19 protein-coding genes and 1 pseudogene are annotated in these 22,205 nt (G+C 63.6%); 8 read left to right on the top strand and 12 right to left on the bottom strand.

The window, feature by feature from the left end:
- Positions 1 to 167: 167 nt before the first annotated feature.
- Positions 168 to 1,190, bottom strand: a complete 1,023-nt coding sequence (locus ACYCO6_RS25425) for a SphA family protein (protein ID WP_459764487.1) — start codon at positions 1,188 to 1,190, stop codon at positions 168 to 170.
- 1,007 nt (positions 1,191 to 2,197) lie between these two features.
- On the opposite strand from ACYCO6_RS25425, the gene ACYCO6_RS25430 reads away from it, so the two are divergent.
- From ACYCO6_RS25430 to ACYCO6_RS25440, 3 genes are all read left to right on the top strand, one after another.
- Entirely contained in the window at positions 2,198 to 2,488 is a 291-nt protein-coding gene (locus ACYCO6_RS25430; RefSeq protein ID WP_459764489.1) for a hypothetical protein, read from the top strand.
- A 145-nt stretch (positions 2,489 to 2,633) separates the two neighbouring features.
- Positions 2,634 to 3,596, top strand: coding sequence for a formylglycine-generating enzyme family protein (locus ACYCO6_RS25435; protein ID WP_459773722.1), 963 nt, complete (start codon positions 2,634 to 2,636; stop codon positions 3,594 to 3,596).
- A 68-nt stretch (positions 3,597 to 3,664) separates the two neighbouring features.
- Positions 3,665 to 5,290, top strand: coding sequence for an arylsulfatase (locus ACYCO6_RS25440; protein WP_459773723.1), 1,626 nt, complete (start codon positions 3,665 to 3,667; stop codon positions 5,288 to 5,290).
- A 626-nt stretch (positions 5,291 to 5,916) separates the two neighbouring features.
- Here the strand turns inward: ACYCO6_RS25440 and ACYCO6_RS25445 are convergent.
- Complete coding sequence (locus ACYCO6_RS25445; RefSeq protein ID WP_459764491.1) at positions 5,917 to 6,690, bottom strand: response regulator; 774 nt, start codon at positions 6,688 to 6,690, stop codon at positions 5,917 to 5,919.
- Positions 6,632 to 8,275 carry an ATP-binding protein gene (locus tag ACYCO6_RS25450; protein WP_459764493.1) on the bottom strand — a complete coding sequence of 548 codons (1,644 nt, stop codon included), beginning with the start codon at positions 8,273 to 8,275 and terminating at the stop codon, positions 6,632 to 6,634. The genes ACYCO6_RS25445 and ACYCO6_RS25450 overlap by 59 nt, the downstream gene beginning before the upstream one ends.
- A gap of 471 nt (positions 8,276 to 8,746) precedes the next feature.
- Here ACYCO6_RS25450 and istA point away from each other — a divergent pair, with 471 nt between their 5' ends.
- A complete protein-coding gene (istA, locus tag ACYCO6_RS25455; RefSeq protein ID WP_459761958.1) occupies positions 8,747 to 10,012 on the top strand; it encodes an IS21 family transposase in 1,266 nt (421 codons plus the stop codon).
- Positions 10,009 to 10,878 carry an IS21-like element helper ATPase IstB gene (gene istB, locus ACYCO6_RS25460; protein ID WP_459761956.1) on the top strand — a complete coding sequence of 290 codons (870 nt, stop codon included), beginning with the start codon at positions 10,009 to 10,011 and terminating at the stop codon, positions 10,876 to 10,878. Before istA ends, istB begins: the two co-directional genes overlap by 4 nt.
- Here istB and ACYCO6_RS25465 read toward each other — a convergent pair whose 3' ends face one another.
- From ACYCO6_RS25465 to ACYCO6_RS25480, 4 genes are all read right to left on the bottom strand, one after another.
- Positions 10,879 to 11,112, bottom strand: a complete 234-nt coding sequence (locus ACYCO6_RS25465; protein WP_459764495.1) for a hypothetical protein — start codon at positions 11,110 to 11,112, stop codon at positions 10,879 to 10,881.
- A gap of 298 nt (positions 11,113 to 11,410) precedes the next feature.
- Complete coding sequence (locus ACYCO6_RS25470; RefSeq protein ID WP_459764497.1) at positions 11,411 to 12,832, bottom strand: DUF2254 family protein; 1,422 nt, start codon at positions 12,830 to 12,832, stop codon at positions 11,411 to 11,413.
- A 954-nt stretch (positions 12,833 to 13,786) separates the two neighbouring features.
- Positions 13,787 to 14,554, bottom strand: coding sequence for a LamB/YcsF family protein (locus tag ACYCO6_RS25475; RefSeq protein ID WP_459764499.1), 768 nt, complete (start codon positions 14,552 to 14,554; stop codon positions 13,787 to 13,789).
- Between the two features lie 58 nt (positions 14,555 to 14,612).
- Positions 14,613 to 15,665, bottom strand: a complete 1,053-nt coding sequence (locus tag ACYCO6_RS25480; protein ID WP_459764501.1) for a pyridoxal-phosphate dependent enzyme — start codon at positions 15,663 to 15,665, stop codon at positions 14,613 to 14,615.
- 83 nt (positions 15,666 to 15,748) lie between these two features.
- Here ACYCO6_RS25480 and ACYCO6_RS25485 point away from each other — a divergent pair, with 83 nt between their 5' ends.
- On the top strand, positions 15,749 to 16,246 hold the full coding sequence (locus ACYCO6_RS25485; RefSeq protein ID WP_459764503.1) for an Lrp/AsnC family transcriptional regulator: 498 nt from the start codon (positions 15,749 to 15,751) through the stop codon (positions 16,244 to 16,246).
- Positions 16,247 to 16,357: 111 nt separating this feature from the next.
- Here the strand turns inward: ACYCO6_RS25485 and ACYCO6_RS25490 are convergent, their stop codons facing one another.
- The 3 genes and pseudogenes from ACYCO6_RS25490 to ACYCO6_RS25500 all read right to left on the bottom strand — a co-directional run bounded on the left by ACYCO6_RS25490 (position 16,358) and on the right by ACYCO6_RS25500 (position 17,678).
- Positions 16,358 to 16,693, bottom strand: coding sequence for a hypothetical protein (locus ACYCO6_RS25490; protein WP_459764505.1), 336 nt, complete (start codon positions 16,691 to 16,693; stop codon positions 16,358 to 16,360).
- A gap of 53 nt (positions 16,694 to 16,746) precedes the next feature.
- A pseudogene (locus tag ACYCO6_RS25495) lies at positions 16,747 to 16,821 on the bottom strand ((R)-mandelonitrile lyase); the annotation flags it as partial.
- A gap of 105 nt (positions 16,822 to 16,926) precedes the next feature.
- A protein-coding gene (locus ACYCO6_RS25500) for an IS5 family transposase (protein ID WP_459764507.1) occupies positions 16,927 to 17,678 on the bottom strand; the annotation gives its coding sequence in 2 pieces (ribosomal slippage) (positions 16,927 to 17,342 and positions 17,342 to 17,678; 753 coding nt in all).
- A gap of 121 nt (positions 17,679 to 17,799) precedes the next feature.
- Between ACYCO6_RS25500 and ACYCO6_RS25505 the strand changes: the two genes are divergently transcribed.
- Positions 17,800 to 18,693, top strand: a complete 894-nt coding sequence (locus ACYCO6_RS25505; RefSeq protein ID WP_459764509.1) for a LysR family transcriptional regulator — start codon at positions 17,800 to 17,802, stop codon at positions 18,691 to 18,693.
- 70 nt (positions 18,694 to 18,763) lie between these two features.
- Positions 18,764 to 20,017: a non-homologous end-joining DNA ligase gene (gene ligD, locus ACYCO6_RS25510; protein ID WP_459773725.1), complete on the top strand. Its 1,254-nt coding sequence runs from the start codon at positions 18,764 to 18,766 to the stop codon at positions 20,015 to 20,017.
- Positions 20,018 to 20,482: 465 nt separating this feature from the next.
- On the opposite strand, the gene ACYCO6_RS25515 is transcribed toward ligD, so the two are convergent.
- Positions 20,483 to 21,343 carry a DUF1206 domain-containing protein gene (locus ACYCO6_RS25515; protein ID WP_459764511.1) on the bottom strand — a complete coding sequence of 287 codons (861 nt, stop codon included), beginning with the start codon at positions 21,341 to 21,343 and terminating at the stop codon, positions 20,483 to 20,485.
- A gap of 263 nt (positions 21,344 to 21,606) precedes the next feature.
- Positions 21,607 to 21,972 carry a CsbD family protein gene (locus ACYCO6_RS25520; protein ID WP_459764513.1) on the bottom strand — a complete coding sequence of 122 codons (366 nt, stop codon included), beginning with the start codon at positions 21,970 to 21,972 and terminating at the stop codon, positions 21,607 to 21,609.
- Between the last annotated feature and the right edge of the window lie 233 nt (positions 21,973 to 22,205).

A 22,205-nucleotide genomic window follows, 5' to 3' on the forward strand; every position in this document is an offset into this window, starting at 1 on the left:
CGCCAGCCGGGGGGGCCGGTTGTTCCTGATCCGGCCGCCGTGCAAAAACCTATGCTGTTCGGTTACTTCTCGAAAGATCTTGCCCCGGGCTTCGCTGGCCGATCCGGGCCGCTTCGCCAGCACGATGCAGGTCCCGTTTCGGCTTGCCGGATAAACTGATCGGTCCTTCAGTATTTCGCGACAAGCGGCTGCGCCTCCACGGTCGCCTTCGGTGGCGCCACCCAGAGCGGAGCCGAAATGGTGAGGTAAGTCGCGGTGCCTTGAAAACGGTTCTTGACGTCGAATTCGCGATAAACCCTGACGCCCGTCGAGATCGGGATCCCGCCGGCGTGAAAGGTGTAGCCGATTTGGCCGCCCAGCGACACGACGCGCCCCTTGAAGGGGCCGATCCTGTCGCCGGACCCGCTATCCCCCGTAAGTTGGTTATAGAAATAGCCGACGAGTCCCACCGACAAGTCCTTGCTCAGGTACTTCGATGCCGACCACTCCAAGTGAAACTCGGTGCCGGTCAGGTACCGTGTTGCGGGGTTGATCCAGTTGAACGTGATGCCGGGCACGACCGAGAGTTCGTACCCCAGAACCGGATCGAGGTAGGTGAGCGCGCCGCTGAGATCGAGGGCTGGCCGATTGAGCGCGATGTTGGACAGCTGGCCGTTCTCGAACGAACCGGAGGGAACAACGCCAAGCGCCGTCGCAGTCCAGTGGAAATTGCCGGAATGCCAGCCTACGAACGAGGCGAGATAGATGTCGCCGACGTTGAAGACAGCGTCGTGCTCGCGCCCGGCGATGACGCGGTCGATGCGCGGTGAGGATAGCACCGCCCCAGCGCTGACATCGGGTGTTCCAAACGGAATGGTGACGGAAAAGCCGAGATTGCCACCCAGGACCTCAACCGGCGTGATCCAGATCGGCGTCGCGAATTCCGCTGCGGTATTATTCTTGACTCCCGCGGCCACGACGCCACCGCCCTGAAAGGCACGATTTCCACCGAGATCCCCCTGATAGAACCACGTCTCGCTCTGGAAGTAGAAGCCTGGCGGGGGCGTCAGGCCCGCGAGCGGTCCCCGGGTGCCGAGCACGTAGATGCCTTGCGCATATTCGGCCGCCTGGACCGCCTCTGCCGCCATCAGGGATGATACGCCCAGGAGAGCTGCCGCAGCCCATTGGCTTGGTGTGCCGAGGCGCCGCATATCTTCAGCTCCCAAGGATTGGTGAGGAGGCTCGCCGAGAGTTGGAGCAACGCTGTCATAACATGTGTTGGTCAGCAAGCGTTCGAGCGGATCCCCTTTTGAATTCCATTCATTTGATGTGATTTTGCGACACTTGCCGTGATGGAAGCTGGTTTCGATATGGCGGGTAGGGCATAATTTTTTTACAGTTGGATGTCGGCCTCGATTCGATGGCGCGCAGCATAGACTAGAGATCGCGGACTCGCCTCCGGCGTTGTTGATCGCCCACTCCCCGCACGAGGCTCGCGAGGCACCTAAACCATAACGAGTGTCGCCGCGCGGATTGATGGGCCAGATGCTCATCCCCTCGACCACCGCTTCGGTTACGGCCCACACTTTCCAATGGCCTTGAGACGATCGAGCTACCAGTGGCGCACCAACCGGAAGGTGTCAGACCGGCAACAGACTCCTGCAGAAAGGCTGGGCGACTCGCCATAATCGTAGCGCGATCGGCTTTAATGGAACCGTAGAAGCCGCATAAGTACAGCGCGTCCCGATCGGCCCAGCGGCTAGGTCGGGCTCGCACACCAGAGATGGGCCGGCGATCTGCCCGACAGCGGACTCCGCAACCTTTCGAGCCGTCAATGGTGGTGACTTGTCGGTGTGCCCTTCGCGGGTTAGCTGCATTCGACAGCGGGCCTGAGATTTAGCGGCAGCCTCTCCGCCCAGTGTAAATTCTCGGTCGCGCGTCCCAGCTTCCTATTCCCAGCGAGGGGTTGCTCACTCACTCCCGCTAAGCTTCGCTCTCCGAGCGAGTATATTTCACCGCGTCCACTTGACATACATCAATATCAAACGCCTACTACACCAGCGATTCACTGTCGGCCCGACACCGATCACAGACGTGGCGAAGCGACCTGTCGGTCTACGCTGAGCGTTAGTTCACGCGGATTAGAGCCGGGCTGCCTAATTCATCCGGCATTGGATGAGAAAGCTAATCGCATCGAACTCCAGCGAAGGGACAACCGATGTTGAAGCCACTGAGCCTGCTGCTCCTACCGCTTCTCGCCGCTACGTCTGCCCACGCCGACGAGGTGCCGCGCTTCAACATCAAGGCAATCTGCGGCGAGGCGCCATCGCTCGGTCAAAGCGCCCAGAGTACCGATCAGGGCTGCATGCATGACGAGACACTGGCCCGCACACAGCTGGAGCAGCAATGGTCTGGCTTCAAAGCGCAACGACGTGAAAGCTGCATTCAAGAAGTTAGCATCGGCGGGCCACCTAGTTATGTCGCATTGCTGACATGCCTTCAAATGTGAATAAATTCTTGCGATTCGACGCTTCGGCGAACTTCAGAAGCATCGCACGGCATCGAAGGCGTTGCGCGCCAACACTGAGCGCAAAGGATCTATCCATATCGGACGGGAGTGCGAAATGGCTGGCGCTTCGCCGACTGCATCTAAAATGCCTACTCCCGCGACAATGCCGGATGTCCGCCTTGGTATGTGCTGGATACCTGGCGGGACCTTCCGCATGGGATCGGACAAGCACTATCCCGAGGAGGCGCCGGCCCACCGTGTGACCGTGGACGGCTTCTGGATCGACAAGACCCCGGTTACCAACCGCGGTTTCAAAGACTTCGTCCGCGCGACTGGCTACCGAACCGTCGCAGAGAGGCCCCCGGATCCCAAGGACTATCCGGGCGCACGGTCAAACATGCTTTACGCCGGCTCGCTCACCTTCTCACCGCCACGAGAGCCTGGCGACATGCGCGACTGGACCCGGTGGTGGACTTTTTTAAAGGGGGCGAATTGGCGGCGTCCCTACGGACCAGGCAGCTCAATCGCGGGTCTCGACGATCATCCCGTGGTGCACGTCGCGCTACGCGACGTCGAGGCCTACGCCGCGTGGGCCGGCAAAGGACTTCCGACTGAGGCTGAGTGGGAGTTCGCGGCCCGCGGTGGTCTTGATGGCGCGGAGTACGCCTGGGGCGATGAATTTTCACCCGCAGGACGCCGGATGGCCAACACGTGGCAAGGCGACTTCCCGCACCTTAATACCGCCACCGGAGCCTACAAGCGCACGACGCCGGTCGGCTCGTTTCCCCCGAACGGCTACGGGCTCTTCGACATGATTGGCAATGTCTGGGAGTGGACGTCCGATTGGTATGGACCGACGCATCCCGTCGATGCCTCGAAGACCTGTTGCATTCCTCGGAACCCGCATGGCGGGCGCGAAGAGGACAGCTTCGACCCGCGCAATCCGCAGGTTCCGATCCCCTGCAAGGTCGTGAAGGGCGGCTCGCACCTGTGCGCGCCGAACTACTGCCGCCGCTATCGGCCGGCGGCCCGGCACGCGCAGCCGGTCGACACCTCCATGAGCCACGTCGGCTTCAGGTGCATCCTGAGAGAGAGGGATCGGTCATGACTCACGATGACGCGCACCAGACGGATCAAACGAGCTCCGATCCGGAAAGCGCACTCAACCGCCGGAGCATGCTCCTCGCCGGCACTTCGCTTTTGGCGACCGCCGGACTGATATCGAGAACTCCGACGGCGGCAGCGCAGGCTCAGCAGCAGCCGACGCCGGCGGGGCAGAAGCCGAACATCATCGTCATCATGGGCGACGACATCGGCATCTGGAACATCGGGGCCTACCATCGTGGCATGATGGCGGGACGGACGCCCCACCTCGACCGGCTCGCTTCCGAGGGGATGCTGTTCACCGACTACTACGCTGAGGCAAGCTGCACGGCGGGGCGCGCAGCCTTCATCACCGGCGAGCTGCCGATCCGCACCGGCATGACGACAGTTGGCCAAGCCGGCGCGCCCATTGGCTTGCCCGCCGAGGCTGTAACCATCGCCACCGTACTGAAAGGGATGGGCTACGCCACTGGGCAATTCGGCAAGAACCACTTGGGGGACAAGAACGAGTTCCTGCCCACAGTGCATGGCTTCGACGAGTTCTTCGGCTACCTCTACCATCTCGATGCGATGGAGGACCCTGCCCACCCCGGATACCCGCAGGAGCTTCTGGGTCAGGTCGGCCCGCGCAACATGATCCATTCCTGGGCGACGAGCGTGGCTGATCCCACCGATGACCCGCGCTGGGGCGTCGTCGGCAAGCAGAGGATCGAGGACGCGGGACCACTCTATCCTAAACGGATGGAGACGGTGGACGACGAGATCCGTGACTTGGCACTCGGCTTCATCGATAAGGCCAAGTCTGACGGCAAGCCATTCTTCGTTTGGCTCAATCCGACTCGAATGCACGTCACCACCCACCTGTCACCGAAGTATCAAGCTCTGCGCAACTCCAAGAACGGCTGGACCATCCATGAGGCCGGCATGGCGCAACTCGACGACGTCGTCGGGTCGGTGATGAAGAAGCTGATGGACTTGGGAGTGGACGATAACACTATCGTGGTGTTCACTACCGACAACGGCACTGAGGTTTTTACTTGGCCGGATGGCGGCCAAACACCATTCGCACAGTCGAAGGGCACGGTCATGGAAGGTGGCTTCCGTGCTCCGGCGATGATTCGTTGGCCTGGCAAAGTGCCCGCCGGCAAAGTCGAGAACGGCATCATCTCCGGCCTCGACTGGTTCCCGACGCTGGTCGCCGCAGCAGGTAACGCCGATATCGGCGAGGAGCTGAAGAGGGGCAAAAAGATCGGCGATGAGAGCTATAAGGTCCACCTCGACGGCTACAACCAGATAGACCTGATCACGGGTAAAGGTCCGTCGAGGCGCAACGAGATCTGGTATTTCGGCGAGAGCGAGCTCGGAGCCGTGCGGATCGGTGATTACAAATACCGCTTTATCGATCAACCCGCTGGATGGCTTGGGGACAAGACCAAGCCAGATATACCCTACATCACTAACCTGCGGCTCGACCCTTTCGAGCGCACGGGCTGGCCCGACAATGGAACCAAGACCGGCACACAGAACTACATGAACTGGTTTCTCTACGAATTCTGGCGATTCACCTTCGTCCAAAAGGAGGTGGAGAAGCTTGCGATGACGGCTATCGAGTTCCCGCCGATGCAGAAGGGCGCGAGCTTTAACCTCGAAGCAGTGAAGGCGAAGATCCAGGCAGCTAGGGCGGCGATCGCGAAATGAGCAGGAACGGCTGGGTGCCGTGAGCGGTGTCGCCAGATCGGGGGGTAAGGCGCACAATATAACCGTCGATTCTGCAGACAGACTTCTAACTCAGACCACTAGCTCCAACTCGTCAATCGCAGAATATCGTCAGCCCGTACATCGGAACATGTGGATCGGCTTCAGCATCGGCCCGAACTGGCGAAGCTTGTCCGAAGCGAGCACTGGTGGAGGCGGGCCGCCTCGATTCCACTCGGAGCATTCGTCAGGTCTCTTGCCGAGCCCGCCTCCCCGATATGGTGGGTGGTCTTAACGTGTGTCAGGCCGTCCTCTGCACAGACAGCAGGCCCTGCAATGCTACTTGCGTCAGAGGATTTCCTGACACGCGCCGTTTTGGATGCGGTTTTCCCCGACTGACATGAGCGCCTCCTTGCCACCACTTCGCCGGTTTAGACGCCGCGGCTTCGGTGCCCAGGCGTCTTCCGCAGACACTCAAAGTAGAGGAAGGCACATGACCAAGATCACAGGCGCAGCCGCTGCTCTCCTGGTCGCGCTCGCAGGCCCGGCTCTCGCGCAGACTAGCAATACGAACGCACAAAACACGAGCGCCGCCAACAATCAGGGAGGGCAGCAGCAAGCGAGTCTCGTTACGGCCAACAAGATCGGCAGGACTTGCAGAACGCCGGGTTCAGCGACGTCAAAATTGTCGCGGAGTCGTTCGTTATACAGGCCAAGTCCAGGGACGGAGATCCAATCCTGATGACGGTCGGCCCGCACGGGATGTCGATCTTCCAGACGATCAGCAGTAACGATCTCAAGGGCGCCGATAAGTCAAGCTCGGCCGACGCTGCCGGAACGAAGCAGGTCAACGTCTCGCAGCTTTCTGGCAAAAACCGCTGCAACGCGATCTCCTTATTGCTGAACCCTTGTGCTGTGTACCGGAGCACCTCTGTCTCGCGCGGGCTGAGATCCGCGCCACCCGGCTCTGCAGATCGAGGGACGGGCGCTCCCGGGAGCGCCTTGTCGGCCACGGCTGGGTCGAGATAGAGGCCGCCTGCTGCCACGGCGCGGATTGCTCGCAGCAGTTCTTCGGCCGCCGAACGCTTCAGAAGGTAGCCCCGCGCACCGGCCTGCAGCATTGGCTGCACGTAGGCCCGGCTTTCGTGTACGGTCAGGGCGAGAAGTTTCACTTGTGGGCAACGCTCGGCGAGGCGGCGCGCGAGGTCGAGACCATTGAGGTCCGGCAGCGACATGTCGATGATCGCGACGTCCGGCTCTGTCGCGCAGATAAGCTTCAAAGCCTCCAACCCCGACGTGGCCTCACCGACGAGGTGCAGGTCCGGCGCGTTCGCCAGCAGCGCCTTAATGCCAGTGACCACGATCGGGTGGTCGTCTGCTAGCGTTACACGGATGTCGGACATTGGGTCTCCGGTGTCTCTGTACGAGGAGTACGTCAATGAACAGGGTGGTGCCCAAGCCCGGCGCAGCCTCAATGCGTAATGTCCCGTTAATCAGGCTCAGGCGCTCGCGAACGCTCGAGAGGCCAAGGCGCCGCGGCCGAGCCTCCGTTGGAGCCTCGCAGGCCTTTGAGTCGAAACCGACGCCGTCATCCTCAATCACCACGCTCAGACGGTTGACACGGCGCTCCAGCACGATGCTGACATTCGTGGCGCGTGCGTGCTTGAGCGCATTCGTGAGAGCCTCCTGGGCGATGCGGAACACGGCGGTCTCCAGCTCCAGCGGCAGGCGTTCGGAGAGCCCGAACGCCTGGACGTCAACGCGCAGCCCGTAGCGTGCTGTCCAATCTGCCCCAAAAGCCGCGAGCGCATTGATGAGACCTAAATCATCCAGCGCGCTTGGGCGCAGGTCGGAGGCGGTGCGATGGATGTCCCGCCCGATCTCGCCCGCCAGGTTCTGAAGCCAGCGGACTTGGTCGCGGGCCTCAGATGGGCACCTCTCGCGGGCGAGGAGATCCTCCAGACCTTTGAGACCAAGCGAGAGACCTGTCACGGTCTGTCCGACTTGGTCGTGCAACTCGCGGGCGATGCGCCGCTGCTCGTCCTCCTGAGCTTGAGCAAGACGGCGTAGCAGATCCTGATGCGCCGCCTCGGCGCGCTTGCGTGGTTCAATGTCGGCGATCACGCCGTGCAGCACCGCGCGATAGTCGGAACTCTCCATCCCTTCCGACGAAGCTGAGCGCTCCTCGCGTCCCATCAGGCGCAGCCACCGCGCGCCTTGTCCGTCGAGAATAATGCGGAGCTCGACGTCGAGACTCGCGCCCTGGCGAACGGCTTCCTCCACCGCGTGAGCGAAACAGGCACGGTCCTCTGGCGCCACTGAGGCCAGGAATACCTGTTCGGACCACGTGGACGTATCCGACGCCGCCGTGGTCGCGGGCAGGCCGAGGAGTTCGCGCGTCCGGGCGCATCCGGAAATCTCGCCAGCGCCTCGCTCCCAGCGCCAGGTTCCGAGGTCGGCAGCCGCGATCGCCACGGCCGCCCGCTCCTCGCTCGTTGCGAGTGCCAAGGCGGCGCGCAGTTGCTCGTCCCGTCGGCGTTCGACGATCTCACGGCCTGTCCGCACCGCGAGGTCAGCCCCCAGGACCAGGGCGGCCAAGAGACCAGCCACCAGCAGCATCAACGATCGGGCTACGGGTCGGTTGAGGGCGTCACTCGGGATTGCGAAGTGGACCGACCATCCACCGGTGCCGGCGAGTGTCTGATAGACCGTATCGACCTCAATCCCATCCCTGGCCCTGCTGCGATAGAAGCCCTGCGGTGCGCGGGTCACCGCATCCCGCATCGCCGTGCCTGGCGGTCGGCCGGTACTCTCGTCGCCCGGTACGCTGCGGGCGATCAGGCGCCCATCGCGGTCGACGATGGTGCCGATCCATCCTTCGGGTGCGCCGGCCTGGGCCAGGATGGTGCGGATCCCTTCGGGGCTGAGGCCGACACAAAGCACGTAGCGTATAGTCTGGTCCCGCCGCACGGGCGTGCAGACCGACACAACTCGCTTCCCGCTGATTGGGCCGACTTGGCCGCCCCCCAATCACGGGGGTACCTGTGCGCCGCACTGCCTGGATTGTCGGCAGGTCGATTGCCGGCCCAAGCGCCTCACCGAGGGGGCGCAGCAGGTTGAGGAGCTACCCGTCATCAGCGCCGACGAGCGAGACCGTCTCCCAGAGGGGACGGGCACCCGTGATGCGCCGGGCCTCCTCGTAGAACCTCGCGAGCTCAGGCTCATCCAACGCTGGCGAAAGGGCGAGGCCAGCCAAAACTGCGAGTTCCTCGTTGACGCCGCTTGTTACACGCTCAGCCACATGGGTGTCAGTGGGCGTTGAATACTCCCTGATTGTGGGGACCGAAAATTCCCTGGTTGGTGCCCTGGCCTGAGTGCGCGGCGGGCACCCCGCGTCCCCGGGCTTATCCATCCTCCGCCATCATGCCCGCCGATGCGTATCGGCCGGGAGCGACGAGGATGGTCCTGCTGGGAGAACTCCTCATGATCCTCGACCTGCACCGCCAGGGTCTGTCGATCACCGCCATCGCCCGCCGGACCGGGCGCGATCCAAAGACCGTCCGCAAGTACATCGCGCGCGGCCTCGAACCGCCCGCCTACGGTCCACGCCAAGCCGGACGCCCGAGCAAGCTCGCCCCCTACCTCGTCTATCTGCGCGAGCGCGTCGCCGCCTTTCCTGATCTCAGCGCCGTGCGCCTGACCCGCGAGCTGCGGGAGCGCGGCTATACGGGGGACTACACCGCCGTAAAGCGGTTCGTGGCCGCGATCCGGCCGCCCGAGGCCCAGCCCTACGAGGTTCGCTTCGAGACGCCCGCCGGCCAGCAGGCGCAGGTCGACTTCGCCCGCTTCGAGGTCTCCTTCACGGACACACCGGGCGCGACCTGCATCGTCTGGCTGTTCTCGCTCGTGCTCGGCCATTCCCGGCATATCGAGGCACGCTTTGTCCTGCATCAGGACCTGCAGACCCTGCTGCGCTGTCACATCCAGGCGTTTGCCGCGATGGGCGGCGTGCCGATCGAGATCCTCTACGACCGCATGAAGACCGCGGTCACCGGCGAGGAAGCGGACGGCCACATCGTCTACAACCGATCCCTGCTGGCGCTGGCCAAACACTACGGCTTCCTGCCGCGTGCCTGCCGCCCCTACAGGGCCAAAACCAAGGGTAAGGTCGAGCGGCCGTTCTCCTACATCCGCCAGGACTTCTTCCTGGCCCGCTCATTCCGCAACCTTGACGACCTGAACCTCCAGCTCAAGGTCTGGCTCGACACCGTCGCCAACGTTCGCCTGCACGGCACCACGCAGCGGATCGTCTCGGAGGCCTTCGCCGCCGAGAAGCCCGAGTTGCAGCCGCTGCCGGCCGTGCCCTTCAATGCCCTGCTCAAGCTGGAACGGCGCGTCAGCCATGACGGCCTCGTCTCGATCGGCGGCAACTACTACAGCGTGCCGGACCGGACGCGGCGGGTCGTCGAGGTGCACCAGCTGCCCGACACGATCCGTATCCTCGACGGCGGCCGGCTCGTGGCGAGCCACCCGATCCTGGAGGGCCGGCGACAGTACCGCGTCGATCCCGACCATCGACAAGGCGCGGCCGCTCGGGCCATGCGGCACGGCCATCCCGACAGCCTGACGATCGGTTGCCGGGGCGATCACGTCGCCCGGCGCTCGCTGTCGGTCTACCAGGCCGTCGGCGAGCGGCTCGCCGCCGGGATCGAGGGCCGGTCATGACCCGCGCCGCCCCCTCCCATGCCACCACGACCCTGGACAGCATCAAGCGCAGCTTGGTCGGCCTGCGCATGCCGCGCGCCCTGGAAGTCCTCGACGCCGCGATCCGGCGCATCGAACAGGGTGAGATCGACGGCATCTCTGCCCTCGACGAGATCCTGACCGAAGAACTGACGTTGCGCGAGAACCGCCGGGTGAAGACCGCCCTGCTCGTGGCACGCCTGACCACGATCAAGACGCTGTCGGGCTTCGACTTCGCTTTCCAGCCCTCCCTCGACCGGGAGCGGATCATGGCGCTGGCGGAACTGACCTTCATCGATCGGGCCGAGGTCGTCCATCTCCTCGGCCCGCCCGGCACCGGCAAGAGCCATCTCGCCACGGCGCTTGCCGTCGAGGCGGTAAAGGCCGGGCGCAGCGTCGTGTTCTCGACGCTGGCTGATCTGATCGCTTCGCTGGCCAAAGCTGAGCGCGACGGCGCGTTGCGCGAGCGGATCCGCTACCTCAGTCGGGCCTCCCTCTTGGTGGTGGACGAGATCGGGTACCTTCCCGTCGTTCCGGGTGGGGGCAACCTGTTCTTCCAGCTCGTCAACGCGCGCTACGAGAAGGGCGCGATGATCCTGACCTCGAACCGCGGCTTTGCCGAATGGGGAGAGGTATTTGGCGATCCCGTGGTGGCCACGGCTCTGCTGGACCGCCTGCTTCATCACGCCGTCGTCGTTCAGATCGAAGGAGCGAGCTACCGGCTGCGCCAGCATGGCGAACTTGTGCCCGAGCACGTCCGCTCGAAGGCACTCATCACCCCACCGCCCCCTCCACGCCGCCGTGGCCGGCCACCAAAGAGCGCGACCCTCGATCACAGCGCCGGCTGATCACCGTCGACCACCAAACCCGCCGATCAGGGAATTTTCGATGCCCATAATTGCGGAGACTTCGGTGCCCGTTGACACATGGGTGACGGTCTGAGCGGCAGCCTGCTCGGCCCCAGACCGAGTCCGTGCAGCTGCCAAGTAGGCGGCCCCGACACCGAATAAGATGATCGGGATGGTGGTGGCGAGGAGAAGCGAGATCAGCGGGCCGCGCGTGTCGGGACGGAGCAGCAACATCGCGCGGCTCGGCCTCTCTGGGAGCACCATGGTCGAAGCATCCACGCTGTCACTCGAGGGCAAGCCACCGCTCTCATTCAGGCAGCAACGCCAGGCATGGTGGAATGCTCCCGGCCTACCCGCCCGCGGGGCGCGATTGTCGAATTCAGCTGGTGCGTGTCAGGGAGATCCCTGACACATACTCCAAACCTACCGTCTGTCGTTCCTCCGAGGCACAAATCCGGTTGGAAGCAGGCTGAGGCCGAACTATAGGAACCGAAGCGGCCCTCCGCCGAGTTTGCCGCGCATCGGCAGCACACTACATCGTTGTACTTGTTACACGCGTCGACCGCGAGTTCAGCTTCCCTAAGCTTGTCGCAAGCTCAACCGACGCATTGCAGACGGCAGCGGCCACGCCCGTGAAGCCACGCTCGTCAAGTGCACTCGAAAGGTCAGCGAGTGCGACCTCAAGCTGGCGGGTCAGGACATGCTCTCCGAGGCTCGACAGCGCTCGACGGGCGATGTCAACAAGCCTCCCTATTGTTGGCTGCCCGACATGGCGGATGAGAATGGCTAGGCTCGTGAGCGCTTCCGCCAGCGTCTGGGATTGCATCGACTCGGATGCGACAACGATAACCGCTTCCAGAGCGTCTGTGGCCAGTGTCGGGCTCAGGTCCGTGTAGACGACGCACGACGTCGCGTCCTCGCGCGGCTCGCTCTCCTCAAAGCTCCATTGCGAGATGATGTCGCGTAAAGCCTGGATCACCGACAGACCAGGGCTTGGGTTGGATTTGGATGTCGACACCGAGGTCCACGCAATCGTCGAGAGCTGGTGGAGACCGTAAGCGGCGTCGTCTTTGAGATCGCGACCGTCATCGTAGGCAAGCGCACGAAGCGTCTCGTCTACGATGACCTCGCGTGCGTTCGCATCGAAGGGCGCGCCGGCTCTACATCGAACCCGGAACAGTGGATCATGGATGGCGCGGTACATCCCAACGGCGAAGTCGAACTCGATCTCAACGACGCCTCGGGCATGCTGCTCTACGGCCTTTTTGATGCGAGTGACGTCGATGCCGACGACGTACCCGCTCTCCTGGGACCGAACTGACGAGGCGACAGGCCAGCCGAGGTGCGCGGTTCTCCGCGTTGTTGCCAGCAGGCGGAGGTCCTGGCTGCGCGCTTCGAGCACCTTGTCATGAATGAACTGGATGATCTGCGCAGGCCGTATCTGATCGATGGTGTTGTAGATCATCACAATAACCAGACACAACGCCAAAGCTGTCAGCAGCAGGGATAACGAAGTTCCGAACACGGGACGATGAAATTTCGTGTTCGTAACGAGCGTCATCAGGACGAATACGGAAAGTCCAACGAAATATCCGAAGTAGAATTGGTTAGTTCGCCGCTCCATGAACTGATCCGTGATCTGCGCCGTCAGGGCGGCTGCCCCCTGTTGCACGGCGAGTAACAGTAGTGAGAATGTGATTGAGGTGACCGTGATGATGCTCGATGCGACGGTTGTCAGCAGGCTTCCCAGCGCGTCGCTGTCCCCCAAGAGCTCCCCAAGCCAGCGGAAACCGGCCGGAGCGTGGCCGGCAGACCATGACTGATCAGCAAGGTAGATCAGGGCATTCAGGCCCACGAACCCGACTACGGTGGCGAGCGGCAGGGCAAGGAACTGCCTGAACGATCGCCTGACGGTATTGAGAAACCGCTTTGGAAGCGACTTGATGGTCGTCATGCTCGAATGTCACCATAGCTCGGAGATCGTTCGGGACGAGTTATGACATAAGCGAGCGGTGGGACGACGGTTTTTGCTTTCAATGCAAGGTTTATGGAGTTAATCACACGGGCGCGAAGCAGTCGGCCGGAGCTTTCCGAGAGCTGCCGGCCTGCGTCCTGCATCCACGTCGCAGGATCGAATCTTTTGCCTTTAAATTGGGGGCCCCGACTTGAGGTCAGTGATGGGCATCAGAGCTTATTCTTCTCAAGGGGGAATAGCACTGAGCGGCCTCCCCATGTCGTTGGGAGCAGTCAAGAAGCTTTAAACCAATTGTCTCAGGTTGCCCGCGACACCGAGGTCGCGCTGTGAGACGCAATATACTCCCCGGATTTCCCTGAATATACGCATAGTCCTTCAGATGCCCCTCAGTCTGATGGCCCTGTTCTTTATTGGCAGTGGCATCCTGCCGCTCGTCCACGATCTGCACCACCGAGACGAAGCAGTGGGGATCACATCCGGACGGTGAGTAGCCACTCCGAATGCGATGCCGAAGGCCGGTATGTGGCGCGGCCCAGACCCGGAATCTTACCTGGTTCGGCGTCCGCTTTTGGGATCCTGCCGGTCACACTTGAACGGCGGAAATAGGCGCAAAGCCGAACGTCTGGTCGTGCGCGCGCTGATGATCCGGCGTGACGTAATCTGGCCGAAAGACACCGGTCCGCTTCGGAGCGGACAGGGCGGCGAAGCGGACATTCTGCGCGCCTCAGATGAATGCCACAGATGATCCTTCTCAGACGATCGACATGATGTCGTCCCCAATCCGCATAGGGATCGAACCGGACTATCTGCCGGGGCCCATTCTCCTGTCCTTATACACCGCTATCGAAATACGCTCCACGCGGTCAGTACGTCGAGGGGTGATGCCACGAACATCACCACTATTCCGTAGTCCACAGTTCAGAAAAACGATCGCTAGTCCAGCAAGGCCGGAAGCGGCACGACGTCGATCCCGGCACTATGCAGAGCCGAGCGAACGGCCTGCATCACAGGGACAGCGGTCGGCTCATCTCCGTGAACGCAGAAGGTGTGTATCTCAGCGGGAATTTTCTTTCCGGAGCTTGAGATGATCGCCCTCTCCTCGATGAAGCGAAGCACTTGCTCGGCGGCTTGCTGCGGGTCGTGGATCACCGCATTCGCCCGCTCGCGCGACCTCATCTGACCGTCATCGTCGTACAATCGGTCCACGTAGGACTCGTAGGCGACCTTGAGGCCAAGACGTTCCGCGGCTTTCGCCATCTCGGAGCCGACGTTTGCGACATAGATCAGGTCCCGGTCGGCTGTCTTGATGCCGCGCCCGACCGCCATGGCGTAATCCTCATCGACGTGCGCCATGTTGTTGAGCGCGCCATGCGGTTTGACGTGTGTCACGGTGGCACCCTGGCCTCGCGCAAGGGCCTGCAAGGCTCCGATTTGGTAGGTGACGAGGTACTCGAGATCGAGCGGGCGCATTCGGATCTGCCGGCGACCAAAGCCCCAGATGTCGTTGAAGCCCGGATGGGCTCCGATCGACACACCGTTCGCGAGCGCCGCACGAATGGTTTCGGCCATGATGCCCGGGTCTCCCGCATGCATGCCGCAGGCAACGTTGGCGGAGCCGATCAGCGGCATGAGCGCCTCGTCGTGGCCTACCTTGAACCGTCCGTAACTCTCGCCGATATCGGCATTGATGTTGATCCTCATATCAGCCTCTATAACCTCAGTTTAATTCGGGTTCTGTTTCGGCTCCTTAAGCGAAGGCCTATTTCTCCAGTGCGCCTTCCGTAATCAGAATGACGAGTCGGCTGGTGGCGTCGAGGCCGAGTTCGGTGGCCCGGCCCGGCTCTCGCAGGGCGACGACCGCACCCGCGAGACCCGCGGCGCCCGAAGGGCTCGTCGCGGGGCCCCCATTGGCTGCGAGCAATTGGGGTGCGGCCGCCAGGGTCGCCTCGGACACCGTCAGCGCGCGCGCGCGGTGCCGCTGCAGGACGGCAAGCGCGGGCGCGCTCGCCACACCGCAGGACAGCATCTCGGCCGTTGTATGCAAGTCGCCCGGCACCCGCACCGGACGCTCCGCCGCGAAGGCCGCGGTAAGGCAGGCAGCCGTTTCGGGTTCGACCGCCACTATTGCCCCGGGCGCTGCCAGCCAGCCTCCCAAACCGTCGGCCATTGCAGCGGCGAGGCCGCCAACCCCGGCTTGGACGAAGAGGTGCGTCGGGCGGGGATGGCCCGCATCGTCGACCTGCCGGCGGATCTCCGCCGCCATGACCCCGTAGCCCGCCACCACGTCTCCGACGATGGGGTCCTGAGGATCGTCACTGGTGTCGGCCACGAGGATGCCTCGGCCGCCCTGCGCCCCGGCAGCCGCGGCATCCACCGCGTCGTCGTAAGTACCGGTCACCCAGACGACCTCGCCTCCCAGGTCGGCGATGCGCCGCGCCCGAGCCTCGGGCACCCCTGCGTGGAGATAAACACGAGCTTTAGCGCCGGCAAAACGCGCGGCTGCCGCCACCGCGAGGCCGTGGTTGCCGTCGCTTGCACAGATCAGCGTCGGCTGACCCTGGGGACGCGCCTTCACGAGACTGGCGACCTCCGTCCCGGCGGCGCAGGCCAGCGCCCTTAGGCCAGCATAAGTGCCCCCGAGGGATTTAAAACTGCCGAGCATGCGGCGGCCCTCATCTTTGGCGAGCACCTGCGCGACGCCCAGGTGCGCCGCCAGGCCCGAGAGGTTCATAAGCGGAGTGGGCGCGTAGGCGGGATCGAGGCCGCACAGCTCCGCAGCAATCACTTCGGCGGGAAGGGAGAGATCGGTCATGCCCGGACAATGCCAGCTCGCGTCGGCGGAATGCGCCGAAAACATGTTAAGGCCTGCCTGTTTCCGCTACACACCGCCCATCCATGCCGGAAAACGTCAACCTCGACTCCTTCGACAGCGCGCTGTTGGCCGAGCTGCAACGGGATAATCAGGTGCCGGCCCGAATCCTGGCGCAGCGCGTCGGCCTGTCGGAGAGCGCGGTGCTGCGTCGGCTGAGGCGCCTGCGTGCGGACCGGATCATCGTCGCCGACGTGGCAGTGGTTCACCCGGCCGTGCTCGGCACCCCTCTCACGGTCCACGTGCTCGTATCGCTGGAACGCGAAACTCCCGACCTCCTCGACGCCTTCGTGCGGCGCCTGCGTGCCCGGCCCGAAGTGAGGGCTGCGTGGTACGTCACGGGAGAGGTCGATTTCATCGTGCATCTCCAACTCGCAGGTATGGGCGCCTATGAGGTTTTCGCTCGCGAGGTGTTCCACGCTGACCCGAACGTGCGCGGGTTCCGCACCATCATCGCCATGCGACAGGTGGCCGGTACACCGGTCTCCGTCGCTCAGCCGATCGGACCTGCGCGCGAGTCTTGAGTGGGCCGGTCGGGACCATGGGTGCGCTGCGAGTTCAGGGTCGCGGTGCATACTCGTCGAGCAGAGCCTTGCTTACCTGGGTCCACCAAGCGACGGGCACCGCCGTGCCGATCAGCTCCCAGAACCCCAGAAGGCCGGCGACCCAGGCAGTGTTGATCCGAACCCGATCAGGCCTGCCGCGAGCAGCGGCATTGCGACCAGCGCGGCGTACAGGCGCGCCTGCAGGCTGCGGCCGAAGAGCGAGGTCCCGACCGGCCCAGCGACGCCGAGCAGCCGCAGCAGGGCCGACAGCGCCGAGGTGTCTACCCGGGTCACCGTCTCCAAGAAGGGCCGCAGGCAGCTAAACAGGGCGAACTGGCCCAGGAAGAACAGGGCGGCGGCCATGCCCAGCGGCACGCGCGGCCGGCCCAGGACCTTGAACGTCGCGAAGGCGTCCGCCGTCAGCACGGTCAGGCCAAGCTGGAGCGTGCGCCGGTCGAGCCGCGGGGTCGCTGGCGCACGATGCGGACCGTGCAGGTGAACCAGTCGGCGGGTCCCTTGCCGGAAGGCTGCGAGCCAGCACGCTTGATCTCCATGGTTGTTCTCCCGAGCCTCAGGCCTTTCATGAGGCTGTGTCGATGCCGACCATGGCTCGTGCGACCGCTGATCGTGAATGCCGGTAAACTAGGGCCTGTTGGGAATCATCTTGAGGCGATGACGGCAGCAGCCAGATGGATTATGGCTGCAAAGCTTCGATCGGTTTTATCTGCACGCATCGCGATGCGTTTGAATTCCTTCAGCTTGCAGAAGAAATTCTCGATCAAGTGTCGCCATTTGTACATCTCGCCATCAATGTCGCGCGGCTTGGTGCGGCATGGATGCTGTGAGATCACGATCTTGCCCCCCCGCTGATCGAGGCCCGCGACGATCGCGTTGCTGTCAAAGGCCTTGTCGGCGATCAGAGCCTCGAAGCTCACCCCGTCGATCAGAGGCGGTAACCCGACCGTATCGTGGCGCTGACCCGGCAACAGCACAAAGCGCACGAGATTGCCCAGAGCATCGGTCAAGGCCAGAACCTTCGTGGTCATGCCGCCCTTGGAGCGACCAATGGCTTGGCTTGAAGTCCCCCTTTTGCGCCCTGGCCGTGGCGATGGACCTTCACAATGGTGGCGTCCACCATCGCATACTCCATGTCTGGCTCGTCCGAGACCGCTTCGAACAGCCGCGTCCAGACATCGGCCCTCACCCAGTCGCGGAAGCGCGAGTAGATCGAGTCCCACTTTCCGAACCGCTCCGGGATGTCGCGCCAGGGACTACCCGTGCGCACCACCCACAACACCGCTTCCACGAAGCGACGGTTGTTCTCGCCACTGCGACCCGGATCCCCCGGCTTGCCCAGGCAGTGCGCTTCCATCTGTGCCCATTGGGCGTCCGTCAGTACGTCGCGGTCCATCGTGAGCTTGAATCACACGCTCACCCGCGCCAACAACCCTGATACCCAACAGGCCCTAGCCCTCGCCCGCCACGCCGATTAGCCGCTAAAAACCGAAAGCCTTGATAAGCGAAGCTAATCAATGGCGCGGCCGAACTTGAACGACCTGGCTGCCTTCCTGGCGGTGGCCCGGGAGCGAAGCTTCACACGCGCGGCCGCGCAGTTGGGTGTCTCGCAATCGGCGCTCAGCCAAGTGGTGAATGAGTTGGAGGGACGGCTCGGTCTGCGGCTGCCGGCTCGCACCACCCGTAGCGTCTCGCCGACGGAGGCCGGCGAGCAGCTGCTTCAGAGCTTGGGGCCGCACCTCGATGGCATCGACGCCGGTTTGGCGGCACTCTCTGAGCTGCGCGAGAAGCCCGCCGGCACCATCCGCATCGGCGCGGATGAGCACGCAGTCAACGCGGTGCTCTGGCCGGCGCTGCGAAAGGTCTTGCCCGACTATCCCGACATCCAGGTGGAGTTGGTCACCGACAGCGGCCTGACCGACATCGTGGCCGGGCGCTTCGACGCCGGCGTGCGGCTCGGCGAGATCGTCGCCTGGGACATGGTCGCGGTGCCCATCGGCCCGGACATGCGCAGGGCTGCGGTGGGTGCGCCCGCCTACTTCGCTCGCCGGCGGCCGCCGAGCACGCCCGGGGACTTGACCGCCCACAGCTGCATCAACCTGCGCCTGCCGGCCTATGGCGGCCTGTACGCCTGGGAGTTCGAGGAGGACGGGCGCGAGCTCCGGGTGCGGATCGAGGGCCAAGTGGTGTTCAACACCGTGAGCATGATCCTGCAGGCTGCCCTGAACGGGTTCGGGATCGCTTACCTGCCGCAGGGCCAGGTGCAACCGCATTTAGACAGGGGCGAACTCACGTGGGTGCTGGAGGACTGGAGCCCGCCGTTCCCGGGCTACCACCTGTACTGCGCGCTCCGGCGCCAGAATTCCGCCGCGTTCGAGGTCGTGGTTGAGGCCCTGCGCTTTCGGTCGTGATAGGTGCCAATCCTAAGGATGCGTGCCCACACAGTCGGAGATAGATAGTCAGCTCCATGACGGGGCGGCAGTGTTCGATGGCCGCCCTGAGCCGTCATCCCGTTTCTCACCCGTTGCGGCGCAGGGTCCGGTCGAACAATGCGAGCATCGCCTCCCAGCCACGCCCAGCACCAAGCGCGCAGGCTCCGCCTCATTGCTGCTGGGCCTCGGACACGGCGAGCAGCTTCGGTATGCCGGCCGGGTGGGAACCGGCTTCACACGCGAGCGCGCGGCCGATATCGCTGCGCGACTGGCACACCTCGAGACAAAGGCTCCTCCAGCCTCAAACATCCCACCGCACATTGCTGGATCCGCCCGTTGGGTCAGGCCACCCCTGGTCGCAGAGGTCACGTTCACGGAGTTCACGCGCGGCGGCCTTGCCCGTCGCCCCTCTCTCGTGGGCTTGCGTGACGACAAGCCCGCAGAACTGAAGGCGGAGCACGCCCAATTGGTCAACCGCATGAGCAAGAAGGCGTCGATTGCAGGCGGGACGATCACGTCCCACGGCATCCAAATCAGCAGTCCGGACCGTGAGCAGTACCCGGCAGCGCACATCACCAAGCGCGATCTCGTCGCCTACTACGAGCACGTTGGCGAGTTGATGCTGCCGCATATCCGCAGCCGCCCACTGATGTTGATCCGCTGCCCGCGCGGTCAGGGGCAGCGCTGTTTTGTCCAGCAGCATGCCGCCGCGAACTTCCCCGAGGCCATCAAACGCGTGGCCATTACGGAAGCCTCCGGTGCGACGGAGGAGCACGTCTTCGTCGAGGATCTCGCGGGCATTCTGGCTTGCGTGCAGATGGGCGTGCTCGAGTTCCATGGCTGGGGCTCGCGAGCAGCCGCGCTCGAAGCGCCGGATCGGCTGGTCTTCGACTTGGATCCGGACCCGTCAGTCTCATTTCGGAGCGTCGCCGACGCCGCGTTGCTCATTCGCGACCGCCTGCAGGAGGATGGCCTCGTCTCCTGGCCGATGTTGTCGGGCGGGAAGGGCATCCACGTGATCGTGCCACTGGCGCCGGCCAACTGGCTAAGCCTCAGCGCCTATGCGAGGCATTTTGCTGAGGCGCTGGAGCGCGACGCACCCCGGCAGTTCACGTCAGACATGGCCAAGGTCGGTCGAAAAGAGCGGATCTTCGTCGATTACCTGCGCAACGAGCGAGGCGCGACCGCCGTGATGCCCTACTCGACCCGCGCCAAGCCAGTGCTTCCGTGGCCACACCGGTTGCCTGGGGCGACCTCGGCAGCATCACTTCCGCTCAAGAGTTCACCGTGCGCCGGTTTCTGAATTGCGAGGCACCGGGGCTCGCAAAGTGGTCGGAGGAGCCCCAGCGCCTGCCGCAGCGCGCCACCGCTAAATCGGTGTGATGTGAGGGCGGTTCGAGCGGACGTTCGCTGATGATCTTGCGCGGTATAGAGAGATGGCGACTCCTCGTATAGCGTGTGCGACCGGCACCTTGGCAGCATCTGCCTCGTCCGCAGCTGGAATCATTTGCCGGTGAGGGTGCTCGTGCATCGTATGTTCTCCTTTTTCTCCGACCGGCTTGGCTGCCTCGGCTCGATCCTCCTCTCGGTCACGCTGTCTGCAATCCTTCTCGCCGTCGTTTGAGGCTTCTGAGATCCCCACCATGATCAAGCGTTGCGCATAGCGCGAAAGGGAACCTGGTAGCTCAGAACTGCGGGGGTCGCCGCTCACTCAACGACACACGAGGCATCGCGCGGGTACAGCCGGCATGCCTGCTTCCAATCTCCGCTATCCCAGCCTGCCCGTTACGCCCGCGACAGTGTGTTTAAGCTTTGCCGTTGCTTCTGCGGCATCCGGCGCATCGATGTGGCGATAGCGCGCTTGCACCAATCCGAAGAGCCCGAACGCAAACAGCCCGGCAGCCGTAAGGGCAAGAAGGACTGAACCGTAAGGTCGTGCACTCAGGACTTGGAGAGCCCCGGCCAGACCTTTCGCTTCCGCCGAGCTGCTGTGCACGGCGGCCAGGATGAGAAAGGCGCCGATCAGACCGAACACCACGCCACGAGCAGCAAACCCGAGCCGTCCCATGGGCACAGCCCACCGACGAACCTCGTCGGGTAGAGAAAGCCTTTCCAGAACATCACTTTTCCAGCCCTTGCGGAGAAAGGCTAAGCCGACGCCAATCACGACGAGGCCGACTAGGCCGGTCAGCCACTGGCCGAGAGGTTTACTCAGCAGCCATGCTGTCCAATCGTGGATCGCGGCGTCGTCCCCACCCTTGCCACGTTTGCCGAGCGCGAGCTGAGCGGCCGATAAGGCTAGGCCGCCATAGATGATGCCGCTGACGATATGGCCGGCGCGCTGCGCCAAGGCCTTGCCCGAGTTGCCGCGGTGATCGGCGTCCGTGACGGCCTCAAGGATGCGCCAGAACGCGAAGCCGACCAAGCCCACCGCGATCAGGCCAAGCCAGATGCGTCCCAATGGCTGGGCGAGAAGGGTGGCCAGCGCACTTTTGTTACCGCCTGTCTCTCCACCTGCGCCGATTGCTGCGAGCAGGGCTAAGCCGCCGACAAGGCAGTACACAATGCCGCGTGCCCCGTAGCCGGCACGCGCCAGCATCTCGAGGGTGTGTCGCTCAAGACGGAACATAGCGGTGCTCTGAACCGACGATCTAGAACCAGTAAGAACTGCAAGTGGCGGCTGGCGTTCCCGGACCAAGTTGGTTCAGGGGTTGAAGTTGGTTCAGGCGCTAAACTACAAACCGCACCGTCGGCCACGGCAGGTTCTTCCCGGTAATCCGTGCGGCTCGTACCGGCCGTGCCGGATCGAGCCGCAAGGTTCCTCACCCGGTGAACTGCTCCAGGCTCATCGCTCAGCTGGCAAGCCCGAGAGCCACCGAGAATTGTTCAGGGTCAGCGGCCGCGCAAGGTGTCCTTCACCCCGCCGTATGCGCTCTGCGCCCGGCCCTCAGCCTTGTCGATCTTGCCCTCGGCCTGGAGCTTGGTGTCACCGGTCACGCTGCCGAAGGTGTCCTTCACAGCGCCCTTGGCCCGCTCAGCAGCACCGCCGACTCGGTCGTGGGAGACACCCGGCGTGGACCGAAGGCCACGGCGCTGGGTCATGAAGTACCAAATTCCACCCGCTACCACGAGGATGGCGATGAGGACCCATAGCCAAGTCATGCCTCCGCTGGACTGGGCCGCAGCAGCGTTCTGTGCCAGGGCGGGGAAGGCCGGCAGCAACAGCAAGCCGACGAGGGGGAAGCGTGCATTGCGCATGGGGGCTATCCTTTTGGCTTCGTAGGCAGGGCGACTGCAGACTAATGCGCGACCGCCCTAGTGAGTTGCTACTGCATCAGCCAAGGATAGTAGTACGCATCGTCCATCAGCGCTGCGCCCGGGGTTGAAAGCGCTCCCAAGCCGCAGGATCCATGAGACGCCTCCAGCCGTCCGGCCCGGCGTCTGATCAGATCCACAAACCGATCCGGATCTGCGTAGAGGAAGCTGGGTGC

It is taken from the genome of Methylobacterium sp. CM6257 (genome assembly GCF_054611515.1).